General features: G+C 41.9%; 17 protein-coding genes. 1 reads left to right on the top strand and 16 read right to left on the bottom strand.

What is annotated here, in order from left to right; genetic code table 11:
- Positions 1–6 precede the first annotated feature (6 nt).
- Entirely contained in the window at positions 7–999 is a 993-nt protein-coding gene (locus R50345_RS18660; protein WP_042129036.1) for a hypothetical protein, read from the bottom strand.
- 407 nt (positions 1,000–1,406) lie between these two features.
- Here R50345_RS18660 and R50345_RS18665 point away from each other — a divergent pair, with 407 nt between their 5' ends.
- Complete coding sequence (locus R50345_RS18665) at positions 1,407–2,126, top strand: class I SAM-dependent methyltransferase (RefSeq protein ID WP_042129038.1); 720 nt, start codon at positions 1,407–1,409, stop codon at positions 2,124–2,126.
- Positions 2,127–2,209: 83 nt separating this feature from the next.
- On the opposite strand, the gene R50345_RS31995 is transcribed toward R50345_RS18665, so the two are convergent.
- The 15 genes from R50345_RS31995 to R50345_RS18735 all read right to left on the bottom strand — a co-directional run bounded on the left by R50345_RS31995 (position 2,210) and on the right by R50345_RS18735 (position 16,642).
- Positions 2,210–2,308 carry a sporulation protein YjcZ gene (locus tag R50345_RS31995; protein WP_139328621.1) on the bottom strand — a complete coding sequence of 33 codons (99 nt, stop codon included), beginning with the start codon at positions 2,306–2,308 and terminating at the stop codon, positions 2,210–2,212.
- A gap of 384 nt (positions 2,309–2,692) precedes the next feature.
- Positions 2,693–3,319 carry a type 1 glutamine amidotransferase family protein gene (locus R50345_RS18670; RefSeq protein ID WP_042129040.1) on the bottom strand — a complete coding sequence of 209 codons (627 nt, stop codon included), beginning with the start codon at positions 3,317–3,319 and terminating at the stop codon, positions 2,693–2,695.
- Between the two features lie 110 nt (positions 3,320–3,429).
- Positions 3,430–4,392 (bottom strand): helix-turn-helix transcriptional regulator, encoded by a 963-nt coding sequence (locus R50345_RS18675; protein ID WP_042129041.1) that lies wholly within the window; start codon positions 4,390–4,392, stop codon positions 3,430–3,432.
- Positions 4,393–4,525: 133 nt separating this feature from the next.
- Positions 4,526–5,389: an RNA polymerase sigma factor SigJ gene (gene sigJ / locus R50345_RS18680; RefSeq protein WP_042129044.1), complete on the bottom strand. Its 864-nt coding sequence runs from the start codon at positions 5,387–5,389 to the stop codon at positions 4,526–4,528.
- A gap of 42 nt (positions 5,390–5,431) precedes the next feature.
- Positions 5,432–6,616 carry an NAD(P)/FAD-dependent oxidoreductase gene (locus tag R50345_RS18685; protein WP_042129047.1) on the bottom strand — a complete coding sequence of 395 codons (1,185 nt, stop codon included), beginning with the start codon at positions 6,614–6,616 and terminating at the stop codon, positions 5,432–5,434.
- Positions 6,617–6,904: 288 nt separating this feature from the next.
- Complete coding sequence (locus R50345_RS18690) at positions 6,905–7,669, bottom strand: VOC family protein (protein WP_042129049.1); 765 nt, start codon at positions 7,667–7,669, stop codon at positions 6,905–6,907.
- Positions 7,670–7,671: 2 nt separating this feature from the next.
- Positions 7,672–8,511 carry a pyrroline-5-carboxylate reductase gene (gene proC, locus R50345_RS18695; protein ID WP_231573815.1) on the bottom strand — a complete coding sequence of 280 codons (840 nt, stop codon included), beginning with the start codon at positions 8,509–8,511 and terminating at the stop codon, positions 7,672–7,674.
- Positions 8,496–9,323: a MetQ/NlpA family ABC transporter substrate-binding protein gene (locus tag R50345_RS18700; protein ID WP_042129053.1), complete on the bottom strand. Its 828-nt coding sequence runs from the start codon at positions 9,321–9,323 to the stop codon at positions 8,496–8,498. Before R50345_RS18700 ends, proC begins: the two co-directional genes overlap by 16 nt.
- A gap of 11 nt (positions 9,324–9,334) precedes the next feature.
- A complete protein-coding gene (locus R50345_RS18705; RefSeq protein ID WP_042129054.1) occupies positions 9,335–10,354 on the bottom strand; it encodes a uroporphyrinogen decarboxylase family protein in 1,020 nt (339 codons plus the stop codon).
- Positions 10,355–10,385: 31 nt separating this feature from the next.
- Positions 10,386–11,045 (bottom strand): methionine ABC transporter permease, encoded by a 660-nt coding sequence (locus R50345_RS18710; protein ID WP_042129057.1) that lies wholly within the window; start codon positions 11,043–11,045, stop codon positions 10,386–10,388.
- On the bottom strand, positions 11,020–12,063 hold the full coding sequence (locus R50345_RS18715; RefSeq protein WP_042129059.1) for a methionine ABC transporter ATP-binding protein: 1,044 nt from the start codon (positions 12,061–12,063) through the stop codon (positions 11,020–11,022). Before R50345_RS18715 ends, R50345_RS18710 begins: the two co-directional genes overlap by 26 nt.
- A gap of 46 nt (positions 12,064–12,109) precedes the next feature.
- Positions 12,110–13,270: an amidohydrolase gene (locus R50345_RS18720; protein ID WP_042129061.1), complete on the bottom strand. Its 1,161-nt coding sequence runs from the start codon at positions 13,268–13,270 to the stop codon at positions 12,110–12,112.
- A gap of 20 nt (positions 13,271–13,290) precedes the next feature.
- Positions 13,291–13,962 (bottom strand): GntR family transcriptional regulator, encoded by a 672-nt coding sequence (locus tag R50345_RS18725; protein ID WP_042129064.1) that lies wholly within the window; start codon positions 13,960–13,962, stop codon positions 13,291–13,293.
- A 244-nt stretch (positions 13,963–14,206) separates the two neighbouring features.
- On the bottom strand, positions 14,207–15,559 hold the full coding sequence (locus R50345_RS18730; protein WP_042129066.1) for a sodium-dependent transporter: 1,353 nt from the start codon (positions 15,557–15,559) through the stop codon (positions 14,207–14,209).
- A 210-nt stretch (positions 15,560–15,769) separates the two neighbouring features.
- The gene (locus tag R50345_RS18735; protein ID WP_042129067.1) at positions 15,770–16,642 is read right to left on the bottom strand and encodes a carbohydrate ABC transporter permease; all 873 of its coding nucleotides are present in this window, start codon (positions 16,640–16,642) and stop codon (positions 15,770–15,772) included.
- Between the last annotated feature and the right edge of the window lie 3 nt (positions 16,643–16,645).

Consider the following 16,645-nt stretch of genomic DNA (forward strand, 5'->3'; position numbering starts at 1 on the left):
ACTCCTTTACAGCGGGCGTTTCGGAACAATACGCACACCTTGAATTGGCACTTTCATCATTACAAAATGCGGGATCGCATCGTATAACAAATTATCAATTTTAAGAGTCGCAATCGATCCTCTCTCCATCACCTTAACTTCATGTCCATAGGACTCTAATCTTGTAATAACTGCGTCTAGTCTTTGATTAGAATTATCAAACCAAGACTCTGTTTCAATAAAGACAGGTCGTGATCGCTCTAGGGCAGGGAAGATTAGGTTGATACTGCTACCGATAAATGTCTTCGCAAACTTTGTCTTCAATTCTAAGAAACGTTTAAGACCTAGCTCAATTCCATGGCGAATTTGTATAGAAAATAAAGCCTTTGCCCATAAATTACTTTGGTATAGTTCATGTAGTTTGATATTTACCTTTTCTAATTCATTCAGCGAGAAAAAAGCATGCATACATCCACTTTCACGAAGTAGCCATAGCATACAAATGATCTCATCCGTTACTGGACCCTCTTCCAAAATTTCTGCCCGAATGTTCTCTGTAATGCTTGTGTATGCCTCCATATTACTGCGATAAGCTCTAACTTCAACTTCAGCAGAGTCAAAAAACATGTCGCTCCCTAACCGACTTGGGATATCTTCAAGCAAATTCATTGCTTTAAGATAATCTGAAATCGCGGTTTCAAACTTTTTCAATTGATTGTTAGAAGGCATGGATGCCTTTTTCAACCACCAATTCAGGTCACCCTTCACCTCAGCACTATTATGAAATAAGGGTTGTAGAACAGTTTCTCTATAAAGAGTTGAATGAGATTGCTCAAGAGCTTCCTTATGCAAAGTTAAATTGTACTCAGATTGCGTAATACATTCCTCTAAGTAAAGCTCCAAGATAACCGCAGCCGCCATACAGCGTAAAGACACTTTCTTGACAGTAGTCATATGAAGACTTCTCTGTGCATTTAGCGCAATCAATGAGAAACTCGGTGCTAATTTTAAATCCATCATAACCATCCACCCCTATCCATAAATTCGTATTTACTGGATGATGATATTTATTCCGAATGGCGAGCGCGTGATTTACTTACTACTTACTACTTACTACTTATCATTTACAATACACCAATTTAACATTAATTGTCAATGACCTTAGGCAGCGTAATCATATCCTTTCACGCAAAAAAAGCCAGACCACCGAGCAATTACATACATTGCTTGACGATCTGGCTATTGAGTTTTGTACACAAATCAAAAGTTTTATGCTCCCCGTTCTTAAATTCTTTCCATTCAGCGCTTTCGAATCCTAAAAGGTTTTTTATGTATGTCCTTAAGTCAGTAATAATCAACATTGCGGTACAATGTTGATTTCCATTCATATTATAAAATATAACCCGCAGTGAAAGGAATTTAAACTCATGGAATATTTGAATATGCTGGCTAAATTAGGGGTTGGGAATGCTCACCCTGGAGGGTTTACTGCAACTTTAAAGCAATTTGAACAATATCCTCTACCCACTGCCTCCCAAATTCTTGAAGTTGGATGTGGAACCGGCAGAAGCTCTTGTTATTTAGCTGCACAGGGTCATGATGTAACAGGTGTAGATATTCAACCGGATATGATCTCAAAAGCAAAAATACGGGCTGAAAAAGAAAATGCTTCCATTGAATTCTTAGTAGGGGATGCAAGCTCGCTGCCTTTTCCTGACGAGTCATTTGATGTGATTCTTGTTGAGTCTGTATCTATATTCACTGATACGGATACAGCATTTTCGGAATATTATAGGGTTTTACGGACTGGGGGCAAGCTTTTTGACAGAGAAATGGTCCAATATAAACCTATACCCACAGAAATCAATCAAGAGATCACTACTTTTTATCATATTGAAAAGCTATGGAATATTAGTGATTGGTCAGCATTAGTAAATGCAACAGGATTCAATCATTCCCAGATCGATGGTCCCTTCTTGTTTCCTAAATCAAGTGAGGATCTTATAGAGCATCCAGACCATTATCAACAAATGGATGCTGATTCCTTTCTTGACCACACGATTTGGGAAGTGATCAGTAAGTACAACAGTATAATGGACCGTTATCATGAATACATCGGATTTATTCTCGTTATTGGAACGAAATAAAGGATTGGCATGTCCATCAACATTTGCAAAAAAAGAACAATAGCCTTGGAACAGTGGCTATTGTTCATTCTGATAGCCTGCTATTATACAAAGAAACAAGCAGATAATATAATTACCAATAAGATATAAAGAACCAAAATTTCTCCAGTAGAAGTGAATCTGCCTCCAACTCCACAGCTCATTGATTATCCCTCCCTTTTACTTCCTAAAACATCATATGCACCACTATTCTAAAAGTATGGACTATCACCTAATTAACATGAGCTGACGGATTTTAATATCCTACTCACGCTGGAAATAATAGCGAAATTGGTCCCAACATTTAGCGCTAATGTCTCCCAAGTAGATGATAAGGAATTGTCGCAAATTCGAACCCGCTTCGAAAAAATCGAAAAGATTCTTAGTGAGGTAGAATAAACGGCGGAATTGCAACAGTCACCCCAGTAAAGACCTATCCGATAAGATATGATGGACTTTTGTTATATCCTCCATTAATTTGTGGCCTTCAGACATTATTCGTGAATCAACAACACACAGCACTTCACATCCCTTATATTCCTATACTGTCATTGGATTGAATTCATTAACTCGTAGAAATATTTAGGTTCATGAGTTTTATTAAGACGATACCAAGCGTCTAATGTTTTTGGAGAGAATACATCTAGAGCTTTTAAAACATGAACAGAAAATTCTAATGGAGCTACTCCGGACGCGGTAATCAATTTCCCATCGGTGACAGCAGATTCCATTTTGTAATATTCTTCGCCCGTGTAAGAATGGCAAATCATTTTAAGGTAGGCCAAATCATTGCTTGTGTGCCAACGTGAATCTAACAATCCTGCTTGAGCAAGTCCTAAGGTAGCACCGCAAATTGCTCCAACTACTATCCCTTCCTTTAAACACATCTCGGCAATTTTTAATATGGGCACGTGAATAGCTTCTGTCCATGTATTTCCACCAGGTAAAATCAGTGCATCTACGCTTTTAATGCTGCACTCATCCACTTTAATGTCAGGCATTATTTTCAATCCGCCCATTGTAGTTACTGGAGTCTTTTCTATCCCAACGGTGACTATTTTTGCTGGAGCCAGCCCCTGTCTGAAGTGTCTTCCAGAGTTCAGCTCGGCGGCTAAATAACCTATTTCCCAATCGGACATGGTATCAAACACATAAAGATATACTGTATTATTCATTTCTAAGTGCTCCTCATAAAGTTTATTAGGTAACAGCAACCATTCATCTTTAATGAGTGGTTATCATTATAATAAAACAACTTCACTGACATCTACTGTCAGTGAAGTTGTTAAACTTGATAATATTCCATTAACTCTGAAGCAACCGCCACAAGTTTATTCTTTAGATTCTGTGGCTCTATAACTTGAATGGATTTCCCATAGGGAAGAATTATATACGGAACATATGCATACAGTGATTCTTCCTCAAGTAAAAAAAATGCTTGCGTTGATGTCCGCTCCTGCAAATGATGCTCCATAAACCAATGTATGCATAAATCATCCAACGCCTCTGCCCTGCCACCAATAATTAAAGAAATTAATTCGGACTTACCTACTACATCTGGTAACAGATTTTTCATAAAAAAAGTACGCGCTGAAAAATCATTGGGACGCCTAAATGAGAATGGCGTGCGTGTGATGTTCAGAATTCGTTCTACCCGAAAGCTGCGGATCTCATTCCGCAGGTGGCAAAATCCAATTGTGTACCACTTATTGTTCCAATTAACCACGCCATAGGGGTCTATTACCCTATTTGGGGACTGCTCTTCATGACTGTTACGATAAGAAATTTCTACAGACCATTCATTTGCAACAGCGTGCTCCAATTCCTGCAATACCGGCTGAACAGCGGGGTATCCCCTGCGGTTTATTACTTCAAATCCGGCTAAATGATGGCTTAGTATACTTTCCTGCTCCTGATTCGAATACATTTTCAACTTGGATGTTGCATTCTCTAATGCCTCACTCAAAGGATATCCGGCTTCTTTTGCAAATTGGGCAGCATGAAGCAGTGTCTTTTTTTCATCAATACTAAATAGCAGAGGAGATTTGATAAAATTGTGCAGCAAGCTATACCCGCCATTGTGCCCTGTGTCGGATATGATAGGGACGCCACTGACACATAGTGCATCAATATACCGATAAACTGTTCTTATATTTATCTCTAACTTTTCCGATATTTGCTTTGCAGTCAATTTCTCTCCCGAATTCAACATCCATAGAATTGTTAGCATATTATCATTTTTTGGCATAACATAACTCCTTGTTATTACTAATCAACTCCGTTAGTGTTACCGGAGTTAAGGACAAGGAGCGTAGCCTATTTAGGCTCGCTCCCCCACATCTCCATAACGGTTCTAACGGCGATTTTTTCAAATCCTCTGTTCATTTCAATAAATGCCTCAGCTTATCTGGGTTCCTAACAAAGTATAAGTTGCGAATCGAATTTCTCTCGACATGCATTAGCGCAACAGTAACGATGCCATCTCCTGAACGGACAACGAGTCCTGTTTGGCCATTTATATCCCTCATTTCTACATGCATGCCTCCTTCGTAATGAGGAGCCTTACGAGTTAAGCCGAGAAGGAAACGGGCGACGAGATCGCGCGATTCAATAGGATGGACGGCGGCAGAGGCTTTACCCCCTCCATCTGAGACCAACACGACATCTTTGGCGAGCATGGATATAACCCTATCCACGTCACCCTGTTCGAGAGCCGCTAAGAGTCGACGGACCCACTCTTCGCTTGCAGCTTCGGGATTGACTGGTTCATCGGGGGTAATCCCCATTTTTCCTCTCGCACGGCTGATCAGCTTGCGGCAATTCGCTTCGCTTTTGCCAACGAGTTCAGCAATATTAGCATATTCAAAGCCGAGCGCCTCACGAAGCACGAACACTGCCCGTTCCGTAAGGGACAGCCTTTCAAGCAATACGAGCATAGCATAAGACAGCAGCTCGCCTTGAACAACCGATTCAAACGATTCATCATTCGGAGTAAGAAGGGGCTCAGGAAGCCATTGCCCGAAATACTGTTCCCGCCGCTTACGCGCCGAATTGAATAAATCCCGACAGCGATTAGTTACCATTTTGCACAAATATGCTTTAGGTTCAACCAATCGATCCAGCTCTACATCATACAACTTCAGGAATACGTCCTGCACAGCGTCCTCCGCATCGGAGACCGATCCAGTCAGTTGGTAGGCAAGCGTAAAAAGCAGCCCTTTATAATGCTCATATAACTCTTGCATCTTAAAATTCCACCCTTTTCCACTAACCCTCTTCTGTTTACATTATTTTAACAGACTTGCCGAATCCCATGTGAATTTCCTTATTCGCCAACCCAGCTTTCCTGTAAAAATAATATCTAACCCCCATTGATGTGTCCATACCATTCCCTGCTCCGGACCTAAGGCAAAACAAAAAAAGTCAATAAATTCCTTATGCATGGGTGCCGGACGCCCTGCAATATCCGCCGATAAAATCTTTCCAAGCCTTGCTGCTTGGGCGGTCGCTTCCTTACACGTCTTCCCGTCCACCCGTCCACTAGCAGGGTCTACGATTCGCGCGCAGTCGCCGATACTGTATACACCCTGGGCCCCTTGAACCCGATAACTTGCATCTACGATCACGTATCCTTCCGGAGTGATCGGTAACCCGATGCTTTGCAGCATTGGGTTAGGTAACAGCCCCAGCGTCCAAACACATAGACCAGCGGACATCGTCTCGCCGTTAGATAAGGTTAAAACCCCCTCTTTCTCCTGTAACACCCTACTTCCATGTAAGGTAGTTACTCCGATAGCGTCAAGTGAACGTTCCAGTTTAAGCCCTACTTTTGCCGGGCCTTCTGGGAAAAGTCTCTTATTCGCGTTAAATAAATTTATCCTTACAGCATTCGGGTCAAGTCCCAATGATATCGCATCATCACGAAAAAAATAAGCTAGTTCGGCAGATGTCTCGATGCCGCTTATGCCCGCTCCAACAACGGCAATGGTCATTAATCTCTGACGTTCTTTCGAGCTTTTTTCCTTTACAGCTTTCTTTATATTCGCGCGCCATGCCTCTCGGATCTTCCACGCAGCGTCTAAACTCGCTAATGCCATACCTCCTTGATCAGGGTCGGGTTGCCGCACGACGCTGCCCACCGCCAGAACGAGGAAGTCATATTTTATCGAATTCTTATTTCCTACAGCATCCTGACAGAGTAGCCTTCTTTCCTCTGATTCGATTTTCGTTACAGTAGCCTGAACGAATTCAACCCCCTCGGGAAATAACCTAGTCAGAGGGATAGTAATCTCTTCATCTCCGACCGCGGGCTTAAAAAGCAATACTTTGCGAAAGTGATAAGGGTTCTTATCTATTAAAATAAGTCGGAGTGTTCGTTTACTTGCTTGCCCCTTAAATGTTTTCCGAATCGCTTTAACTGCATTAATACCTGCATATCCTCCGCCAATAACGATGCATGTCAATTCTTTCATTGCAACCACTCCTTATTCCGTCTGCATATAAAACGAGATAAGGAGTCGTTTTGTGACAACAACGATATTTCGATGACTGCCGATTATCTTTACTTAAAAAAGTTATCATATCCTATTTAGCAAACTACCAATCAAGCTAAAGTACTTGTTGAATGATGTGGGCAAACATGTTTATACTACAAAAACATAGCTATTCAGTATAAGTCTATGGATAGCAAAAAGACTTGCTCGAAGTATCGATGACTTCGAGCAAGTCTTTTGATCTTAAATTATAAAGAAACTAATGCCTTATACAAAAACATACTCCCCGTCACCGATCTGAATCGTCTTCCCTTTCAGCGCTAACGAATCCGTTTCAAAAATCACCTGCTTGAACTGGTTCTCATCCCCATGCACGAATGCAAAAGACTTATCTTCAATCGTAAGGATAAAAGTACTGTCGTCTGACTCTGTTACAGGCAATCCGAATAACGTTCCCCAATGGTTAGCAGTAGCTGCAGGGTCAGAGACATGGAATACAGCGCGCACGATTTCGACATGACCAGCAGGATGAGGCCGGATGACTCCAGACGAAGTTAATCTTTCTAACCTCTCTGCATCTGTTCCGCTCCATTGAATGATGAACGGATAGACTAGGCCTTGAAAGTCACCACCGATAGTCATCATGCGCCACTCGATTAATCTTCCCTCGTTATCTAGACGCTTCCCATCGATAATTGGAGATAATGATAAACCCGCTGCTTTCAGGGAAGCCGCTACTTCTTCAATATCATCTGTCCGGATGACTACTCTGCTTAAGACTTCATGCTCAGGTAGAAGTTTTACCGCGTCTTGCACCACTAGATTATGTTCCGTCGCCTTTGCTAGCTCAAGATTCTCAATACCCAGAAATTCGAGATAGGTCAGCCCGAAATAACTTAATGAATTATATGTGCCCCAATCTTTATGAGAGCCTCCCTTAAAAGCAACCAATCCATGATCTCCAAAAATTTCAACCGGTTTGGCCAGATCATTGACGTAGTGTACTAAATGATCCCATTTCACCGTTGCCATGATTACTTCACTCCCAGCTCAGTAGTACGCTTCACAGCTGCCAGAACACTTCTTTGCAGACCTGCTGCGAAATCACTGTTATTTAATTCGAACAAGCCATGCATTCCGACACCGCCTGGTGAATTATTAATATCAAGCAGTTGTCTTGGATGCAGTCCTGTCTGCTGCAGCATAGCAACCGATCCCATAACGTTCTCCAGCGCTACCTTCCAGGCTTGCTCACGCGGCAGTCCGGCAAGTACACCTGCATCTACAAAAGATTCAATGAAATAATAAATATAGTTGGGGCCAGCCACACCAAATCCAGTGAAAATATCCATCAATGCCTCATTCAGATATTGCACCTTACCAAATCCGAGTAAGAAATGCTCCACTTGATCACGCGTAGCGTGAGCATTTAACGCAACACCGCTATATCCGTAGCCTGTATCCGTCAAAGTATTGGGAATAACTCGGATTATGGAACGATCAGCTCCAAAATACCCGGCTAATTGTTCATTCGTCACACCCGCCACAATCGATACGATTGCGGAAGTGGATGTAGCAAATTGCTGTACAATTTGTCCAAGTGTAGTCAAATCATCCTGTGGCCGCACCGCAACCACAATCAGATCTGCTGTAGCTAGGCTTTGCTCTTGCGAGCTTTTCGTATCTACTCCGTATTTGGTATTCAAAAACTGAAGACGGGTCTCATTAATGTCTGATACACTAATTTGATCTACAGACAGGGTGTTATTGGATAAAGATGCACGAATGATCGCTTCCGCCATCTGTCCTCCACCAATAAAATGGATCTTCTCTTGTGTCACAACATTCACATCCCTCATTAATTGTTGTCCCATGCTTCAGGCAGAATGAAACCATCATATTTCTCTATTCCACGAATATATTCTTCGAACTCTTTAGATTCATAAGCGGCTTTCAAGTCTTTCGCCCACTGTGTATTTTCATCCTTTTTATTAACCGATACGATAATTCTGTGTTCCATAGGTGTATTTTCTATTTTTAAGGCATCCGTAATCTTTCTGTCCGAATTAGCAATATAATTCCCGTTTACAACGCCGTAATCAACATCTTGCAGTGAAACAAGGATTTGAGCAGGATCCAATATTTTAATATCAATGTTATATTTATCCGGCTCCATACTGTTGATGTTAAAATCAGCTACGCCCGCGCCATCTTTAATCTTGATCCAGCCCAATTCTTCAAGGATACGCAGTGCACGCTCTTGGTTAACCGGATCATTCGGAACAGCTACGGTTGTACCATCTTTAACATCGTCAAGTGTTGTATGATTTACGGAATAAAGACCTTGTGGTGCACCAGGCGCATAAGCAATTCCTACCATGTCTGCTTTGATTTCTTTGTTGATTGCCTCCATATATGCTGTGCTTTGGAAGATACTTGCGTCAATAGATCCTTCCTTCATCGCTGGATTGACCTGCATATTTTGTGAAAAGGACTTAATTTCAACGGTATAGCCTTGTTTCTCTAGGATGGGTAGAATCGATTGGCGGAATTGCTCCTCATAGGTTCCCACACCAAATCCAATGGTAAGCTTCTTCTTATCTCCGGAATTATCGGATTGACTATTCCCGCAAGCCGTCAACACCGCTAGAACCCCAATCATCAACACTACTATCAACTTTTTCATAACTTCATCTCCTATTCAAATATAGATTGTTTTAGTTGTGCTAACGCCTCATCCGTCACATTAAGCGGGATAGCGCAATTTGGAGAAAGAATAAAAGGCTGGTCTTTCATTAATGTCAATGCTTCTTTAGCCTGCTGCTTAATTTGTGCGATATCGTTTACAGCGAACAACCCATGATCGACGCCACCTACTTTAGTAGCTTTGAGATCCGCCACTAAACCTGGGTTCCCCTCGGCTACAGTATCCCAGCTGATCCCATCAATTCGATAATCATTAAATTTCTCAGGCTGTGCATAGGCTCCACAAGTATGGAGAATGTTTTTGCCATAGCTTGCAGCTTCTAAGACTATAGAATCATAGGGTCTGGAGAACTCATCAAACATGGCTTCATTAAATAATCCTGGATGAGCGGTGCCTGTCACAGCGTAGAACAAACCGTCAGAACCCACATGCTGCAGCTCTTGTACATAATCGGCTAAGGTTAATGAAATTGCATGTAACGCATGGTGTGCTGCCGCACGATGCTCCTTAAATAACGACTCCAAAGTTACCGGATGCTCAATGCCAAACACTGTTTTTGTAACATAAGCAGAACGCCCTACAATAAATAGCAACACAGTCAATGGAGAGAATACCGTTTGGATTAGTGGGGTATCAGGTAGTCCTTGACGAATTTTTCTAACCCCGTCTAAGTGTTCTGCCAAGGAAGCTGTATGCACAGCCTTTTTGACTTCAATATCCCATAGATTAGCCGCTGATGGAATCGCAGTCGTTTGCTGCCTAGGAAATACAGTCTGATAGTCCGTAAAATCATATTGATTGCCCCAAGCTTCCGCCAAATAAGTCGCTCTAGGATTAATCTTGACCCAGTCCCAATCATATTGTTTCGTGAAAGAAATCGTAGTTTGTGCTAGGTCATCTGCTGTTTGTTCTTTGTCGATAAAATGACGCCACCCACTTACAATTGGACGATCTGCCTTTTCACCGGATAATATTGCTTTAAATCGATCTTGCTTACTCCATTCACTCATCTGCCAAACTCCCTCCCGGAATATGTAATGACTAATAACGGCGAATTTTTCTCGCTAACGTGTTACCTAAGGATTGAATGCCTTGCACTAAAATAATGAGAATGATCACGGTAGCTACCACGACAACCGTATCAAAACGTTGGTATCCATATACAATCGCCAAGTCTCCGACACCGCCGCCTCCAACCGTACCAGCCATTGCAGTTGCACCGATCAACCCGATCGTTGCCGTTGTCAAAGACAGAATTAATGATCCAACCGCCTCTGGCAATAAAAAGTACCATATTACTTGAAATGGCGTAGCCCCCATCGCTTCGGCGGCTTCAAGAATTCCCGGGTTCACTTCAAGCAAGGAGTTCTCTACCAAACGTCCAATGTAAGGAGCAATATAGATAATTAATGGTACGATCGCTGCGCTTGTGCCAATCGAAGTATGAACAATCAAACGTGTGAAAGGTACGATTGCCACAAGTAAAATAATAAATGGCAGAGAACGTATGATGTTAATAATCGGATTAAGTATGGCGTAAAGCGCTTTGTTCTCCAAAACACCACCAGGACGAGTGATTACAAGCAATATCCCAAAAGGAATCCCAATCAAAGAGCCAACAAACAAGGAGACGCCAACCATCTGAATCGTTTCAATAATCGCCTGCAGAAATTGATCACCTGTTAATGTGGTCGAAAACATTAGATTCTACCTCCTCTACACCGACTCCATGACGTTTTAAGAAAGATAACGCATTGTTAATTTCAGCTGTATCTCCACTGCATTGAATAATTACTGTGCCCAGTGTCGTTTCCTGAATCTCCGTCGTATTCGCAAATAAAATATTGACCATCACATCAAAGGAACGAATCATTTCGAACAGGATAGGCTCAGATGCACTTTCACCAACAAAATTAAGCTTATGAAGAACACTGCCAGGCGCCGTTTTAATGGTTTTTTGCACGCTCGGTGTAATGCTGTTCTGAATAACTGTCTTCACAAAATTTTGAGTGGTCTTATGCTTGGGGCTACCGAATACATCTAGTACGCTACCTTGCTCTATAATCCGGCCTTCTTCCATGACCGCTACCTTATTACAAATCTCTTGAATGACAGACATTTCATGTGTAATGATCATCACTGTAATGTTGTACTCTGCATTGATCTTTTTTAATAGCTGTAAAATAGAATGGGTTGTCTGTGGATCTAAGGCAGAAGTCGCTTCATCACATAAAAGGATAGATGGATTTGAGGCAAGTGCTCTAGCAATCCCGACACGCTGCTTCTGCCCACCTGACAATTCACTGGGATAACTCCCCGCTTTGTCACTTAATCCAACAAACTCTAGCAACTCTTGTACACGCTGGCGGATTTCATTCTTATTCTTTTTTAGAAGAACCAGAGGAATCGCTACATTATCAAATACTTTTTTAGATTCTAATAGATTAAAATGTTGAAAAATCATGCCGATATTCTTCTTAGCCGCACGCAGCTCTTTATCGTTATAGGTTCCTAAATCACGCCCAGCAACGAAGACCTGTCCTTCAGTAGGTCTTTCCAAATAATTGACTAAACGAATTAATGTACTTTTCCCCGCACCACTATAGCCGATAACGCCAAAGATATCGCCTTTATCAACCTTTAAATCGATCCCTTTAAGAGCATCAATCGTGATTCCTTTCCGAGTGAACGTTTTGGAAACCTGTTTTAGTTCAATCATATACATTCCTCTCAATCATCTTTAGGATTTAGGTCAAGGAGATTAATTAAGCTTTAACTTTTAGCTTCACCAATGCTTGTTCTGCCAATATAGCGAAGTACTTCGCAGCAGGTAAGATCGCAGCCTCATCCACATCGAAACGAGGGTGATGTAAAGCATACGCTGGACCTGAACCTATATTTACAAAAGCGCCCGGTATCTGTTGTAGATAGAAGGAGAAATCTTCTCCACCCATCTGTGGAGGAATATCATGTACTTCGTATCCGACATGTGAGGCGATCTCTTTGGTAAAGTCAGCCCATTCTCCATGGTTTATCGTTGCTGGCGGACCAGGATACCAATGTAGCTGTGCTTCTGCCCCTGCAGCTGCAGCAATCCCTTCAATAATTCGAGTCATTTGGATTGGAATTTGGCCACGAATTTCTTCATTATAAGTTCGCACCGTACCTTCTAATTCCACTTTTTCCGGCAATACATTCCATGTGAAGCCCCCATTAATTCTGGTGACACTTAACACAACTGGTTCAGTGGTGCTATTTTGACGGCTAACAATGGTTTGTAGCGACGTAATGATCTGAGCCGCAGTGACAATAGAATCTACACCTTTTTCCGGAGTAGCCGCATGAGCGCCGACACCTTTTACCGTGATTTCAAACCGATCAACACCTGCTGTTAAAGCTCCCGTTCTAGTTCCAAATGCTCCAGTTGGCAGGTCTGGTGAATTATGTAGACCAAATATTGCATCTACACCCTTGAGTCCTCCTGATGCTAAGACACTTTCCGCCCCATGCCCTGTTTCTTCAGCTGGTTGGAACAATACTCTAACCTTGCCAGGCAATTCACTTTCACGTGCCTTTAACAATAAGGCAGCTCCTAGAATCGTAGCCGTATGAAAATCGTGCCCACAAGCATGCATTTTCCCAGGAATCTCAGAAGCAAAAGATAATCCAGTCTGTTCCTCTATCGGAAGTGCATCAATATCACAGCGAATGGCTACAACAGGTCCGTTTCCTTGCCCGATCTCTGCAATAAGTCCGGTTTGTAATGGTAGGTCTAAAATATGAATATTGGCGTTAGTCAGCCATTCTCGTAATTTCTCTGTGGTCTTAAATTCTTCATAAGCTAATTCAGGCTCTCTGTGCAGGTTTCTTCGAACATCTATTAATTGATTTACTAAAGCTTGATCAGCCTCATTAAGTAAATTCATAGTAAAGTGCTCCCCTTTCTTTATGCTTCCAGCTTTTCTTCAATACCTTTAATCCGGTCAAGTGCAGTAGCTAGACTGCTTAAAATATGATCTCGCATGGCTTTTTCAGCACCATCTTCATTGTGGTCAGCGATCATTTGCAAGATCAGATCATGTTCTTCATCTGCCTGTGTATTCCAATCTCCATGCATGGAGACGAATCGACAATAACGAAGGGAATGATCTCTTAATTGATTCAGAACTTTTTCGAACGTTCTAAGCTCACTGATTTCTGATAAATAATCATGGAACTCAAATCCATAGGTAACGAAATTCTGATTGTCGCCAAGCTGGAAGGAGTGTTTCATTTTGGTAATCAATGTCGTTAAATTAACAATATCTTTCTCTGTAGCATGCTTAGCTGCACTTCTTGCAATATAACCCTCCAGCATGCTGCGAATATGAAATATTTCTTCAACCTCTTTGAGTGTCACAGAAGCTACCCGCAGTCTTCCATTTGGCTGTCGAATGAGAAAATCCTCGTTCTCCAATCTCTGTATGGCCTCTCTTAGTGGCGTACGACTAACTCCTAATAACGCCGCCAAATTTTCTTCATGTACAGGTTGATCCGGCTCTAATTCACTATCAATAATTTTTTGTTTTAATGCATCGTAGGTATTATCCTTTGACAGCCTTCGTGTTCGAATCGCCATATCTATGTAGCTCCTCATCGATAATCTGTCGGGCAAGAGAGCCTCAACAATATATTTGTATAATTGTATACAATTATTAGTTTTGAATGGATTCGTTCAATCTTTTTTATACTATATTCCAATTAATCCACCTAGTCAAGTAGGATTTAGAGGAATAATGTATTTATCTTCAATATCAAAAAAAGCTCTACAACCACAAGGGTCGTAGAGCTTTTTTTGATGATTTTTCAGACATTGAATTAAATTAAAATTTAATAATCCCTGAGGTATGAAGCAATACCAAAAATACCAGAATCGGCGCAACATACCGGAGCATAAACAACCAAACGCGGAACCAACCTGCCTTAAGCCCAGCCGCTTCTGCTGCCCCTTTCCAGAAATAACCGGCAAAGATGGTAACCAGCAAACCGCCTAGTGGCAACATAATGTTAGAGGTTACAAAATCCACCCAATCGAATAGCGCTTTGCCGCCAAACGATAGCTCAGGGAACATTCCCAGAGACATCGCCGAAGGAACACTGAGTAGGAAACATACTAGCGACAAAATCCAAACTGAACGTTTCCGGCTCCAATTCCAGCGCTCCATCGCGAAAGATACAGGTACCTCAAGCAGGGATACGGCAGAGGTTAAAGCCGCAATCGCCAGCAAAATAAAGAACAGACCGCCAAAGAATGCACCAAACGGCATAGCTGAGAAAGCTGCCGGCAAAGCAATGAAAATTAGCGAAGGTCCTTGATCAGGAGCAATGCCAAATGAGAAAGTCGTCGGAAAAATGATTAATCCTGCGATAAACGCATATAACAAATCTCCCGCCCCGACTGCGAGCGCAGCAGTTCCTAGCGATTGTTTTTTATCCACATAAGAGCCGTAGGTCAGGAGTATTCCCATCCCTAGCGACAATGAAAAGAAAGCATGTCCCAATGCGACTAGCGCAGATTCCGCCGTTAATACCGAGAAGTCCGGTTTTAGGAAAAAGGATACCCCTTCTTCTGCACCCGGTAAGGTTACTGCGCGAATCATCAATACAAAAAGAAGAACGACCAGACCAGGGATTAATACTTTATTAAATTTCTCAATCCCGCCTGATACTCCAAGAATAACTACACCCGCTGTTATAAGGATTGCTATCCCCTGCCAAACAATCGGCATAGGTCCAGAGATAAAGGAGTTGAATTCACCTGCATAATTACTAGAACTAAACAGTTGTCCATTAAATGCGATCATTGCGTAGTTCAGCGTCCATCCTGCAACAATGATATAGAAGGATAGAATTAAAAATGGTGCAAGGACTTGCAGAAATCCGACCGCCATCCAGCTCTTCCCGCCTCCGGCACGTACAAATGCAGTAGCCGCGCTTCCACGTCCGCTGCGACCGATGGCCAGCTCTGCCAGCAACACCGGTAAACCGATCAACACTAGACATACAATGAAGAGAAGGAAAAAAGCCGCTCCTCCATTTTCCCCAGTAATATAGGGGAACTTCCACATATTCCCCAGCCCTACTGAGCTTCCGATAGCTGCGAAAATAAAGCCGGCGGAAGAAAATCGCTCCTTCTTCTCCGAGAGAAGGTTTTTTTCACCTTTAAATTGATTCATTCTTATGCCCCGTTTTCTTTTTTTCTTTTTTTAGACCTCATTATAGCCTATGTTAGCATGATCGTCATATGAAAATTTTCTGAATATTTATATCATTTTCAATAATTATCCAAATTAGACATGAAATTCATTGCAAAAAAAAGGAGCTACATGCCCTAGTCTTGGACTAGAACCGTAGCTCCTTCTTCAAATTCTTTTTCTAAAAAGAAATTATTCTTTTACAGCCCCTACCACAATCCCAGTTACAAAGAAACGTTGCAGGAAAGGATAAACCAATAGAATTGGCAAAGCACTTATGAAAATCTGCGAGGCCCGAATGGTTCGTTGTGATAAATTAGCAACGGCGGCCGGATCAAGCTTAGACATATCTGCCTGAACGATAATCGTCTGCATAAACGTTGCTAGCGGAAGCTTGTCTGCATCTCTGATATAAATAATACCGTCAAAATAAGCGTTCCAGTGTCCTACCATAAGGAATAGAGAAACGGTCGCAATAACAGGTAAGGAGACCGGTAAATATATTTTCACAAAGGTCTGAAAGTGTCCTGCCCCATCAATAAAAGCTGCTTCCTCAAGGTCTTTAGGTACGGTACGGAAGAAATTCAGAAGCAAAATGATGTTAAATACAGCCACTAATCCAGGAAGAATAAGTGCCATCAATGAATTCATAAGACCAAGCTTCAGAATTAGAATGTAACCCGGTATCAGACCTCCGCTGAACAGCATGGTGACAACAAAATACCAAAGATAGACGTTTCTTGCACGAAAGACTCTTGTTTCCTTAGACAGCGCATAAGCTGCAACCGTATTTACCACCAGCGCTAGACCTGTTCCGAGTACTGTCCGTTCCACAGACACCCACAAGGAGTTAAGGAAATTGACATTATTAAACGTCTTTGCATAGGCTTCAAAGGTAAAGCCAATCGGCCAGAATGTGACTAATCCAGCATTAGCAGGTGCGGATGCACTAAGAGATACCATGAGTAAGTGGTACAAAGGTAGCAGGCAGAGCACGGAAAGGATTGTCAAACACACATTATTGATTATACTGAATATTCGATATGGAATTGTTTTATGGTACATCAG

Origin of the sequence: Paenibacillus sp. FSL R5-0345 (genome assembly GCF_000758585.1) — a bacterium.
Lineage (GTDB): Bacteria > Bacillota > Bacilli > Paenibacillales > Paenibacillaceae > Paenibacillus_AQ.

What these genes read in the sequence shown, in the direction of transcription:
- R50345_RS18720 (WP_042129061.1), bottom strand. Translation starts at nt 13,270, where the DNA reads ATGAATTTACTTAATGAGGCTGATCAAGCTTTAGTAAATCAATTAATA.
- R50345_RS18670 (WP_042129040.1), bottom strand. Translation starts at nt 3,319, where the DNA reads ATGAATAATACAGTATATCTTTATGTGTTTGATACCATGTCCGATTGG.
- R50345_RS18675 (WP_042129041.1), bottom strand. Translation starts at nt 4,392, where the DNA reads ATGCCAAAAAATGATAATATGCTAACAATTCTATGGATGTTGAATTCG.
- R50345_RS18705 (WP_042129054.1), bottom strand. Translation starts at nt 10,354, where the DNA reads ATGAGTGAATGGAGTAAGCAAGATCGATTTAAAGCAATATTATCCGGT.
- R50345_RS18660 (WP_042129036.1), bottom strand. Translation starts at nt 999, where the DNA reads ATGATGGATTTAAAATTAGCACCGAGTTTCTCATTGATTGCGCTAAAT.
- R50345_RS18715 (WP_042129059.1), bottom strand. Translation starts at nt 12,063, where the DNA reads ATGATTGAACTAAAACAGGTTTCCAAAACGTTCACTCGGAAAGGAATC.
- R50345_RS18710 (WP_042129057.1), bottom strand. Translation starts at nt 11,045, where the DNA reads ATGTTTTCGACCACATTAACAGGTGATCAATTTCTGCAGGCGATTATT.
- R50345_RS18730 (WP_042129066.1), bottom strand. Translation starts at nt 15,559, where the DNA reads ATGAATCAATTTAAAGGTGAAAAAAACCTTCTCTCGGAGAAGAAGGAG.
- R50345_RS18685 (WP_042129047.1), bottom strand. Translation starts at nt 6,616, where the DNA reads ATGAAAGAATTGACATGCATCGTTATTGGCGGAGGATATGCAGGTATT.
- R50345_RS18690 (WP_042129049.1), bottom strand. Translation starts at nt 7,669, where the DNA reads ATGGCAACGGTGAAATGGGATCATTTAGTACACTACGTCAATGATCTG.
- R50345_RS18735 (WP_042129067.1), bottom strand. Translation starts at nt 16,642, where the DNA reads ATGTACCATAAAACAATTCCATATCGAATATTCAGTATAATCAATAAT.
- proC (WP_231573815.1), bottom strand. Translation starts at nt 8,511, where the DNA reads ATGGGACAACAATTAATGAGGGATGTGAATGTTGTGACACAAGAGAAG.
- sigJ (WP_042129044.1), bottom strand. Translation starts at nt 5,389, where the DNA reads ATGCAAGAGTTATATGAGCATTATAAAGGGCTGCTTTTTACGCTTGCC.
- R50345_RS31995 (WP_139328621.1), bottom strand. Translation starts at nt 2,308, where the DNA reads ATGAGCTGTGGAGTTGGAGGCAGATTCACTTCTACTGGAGAAATTTTG.
- R50345_RS18700 (WP_042129053.1), bottom strand. Translation starts at nt 9,323, where the DNA reads ATGAAAAAGTTGATAGTAGTGTTGATGATTGGGGTTCTAGCGGTGTTG.
- R50345_RS18665 (WP_042129038.1), top strand. Translation starts at nt 1,407, where the DNA reads ATGGAATATTTGAATATGCTGGCTAAATTAGGGGTTGGGAATGCTCAC.
- R50345_RS18725 (WP_042129064.1), bottom strand. Translation starts at nt 13,962, where the DNA reads ATGGCGATTCGAACACGAAGGCTGTCAAAGGATAATACCTACGATGCA.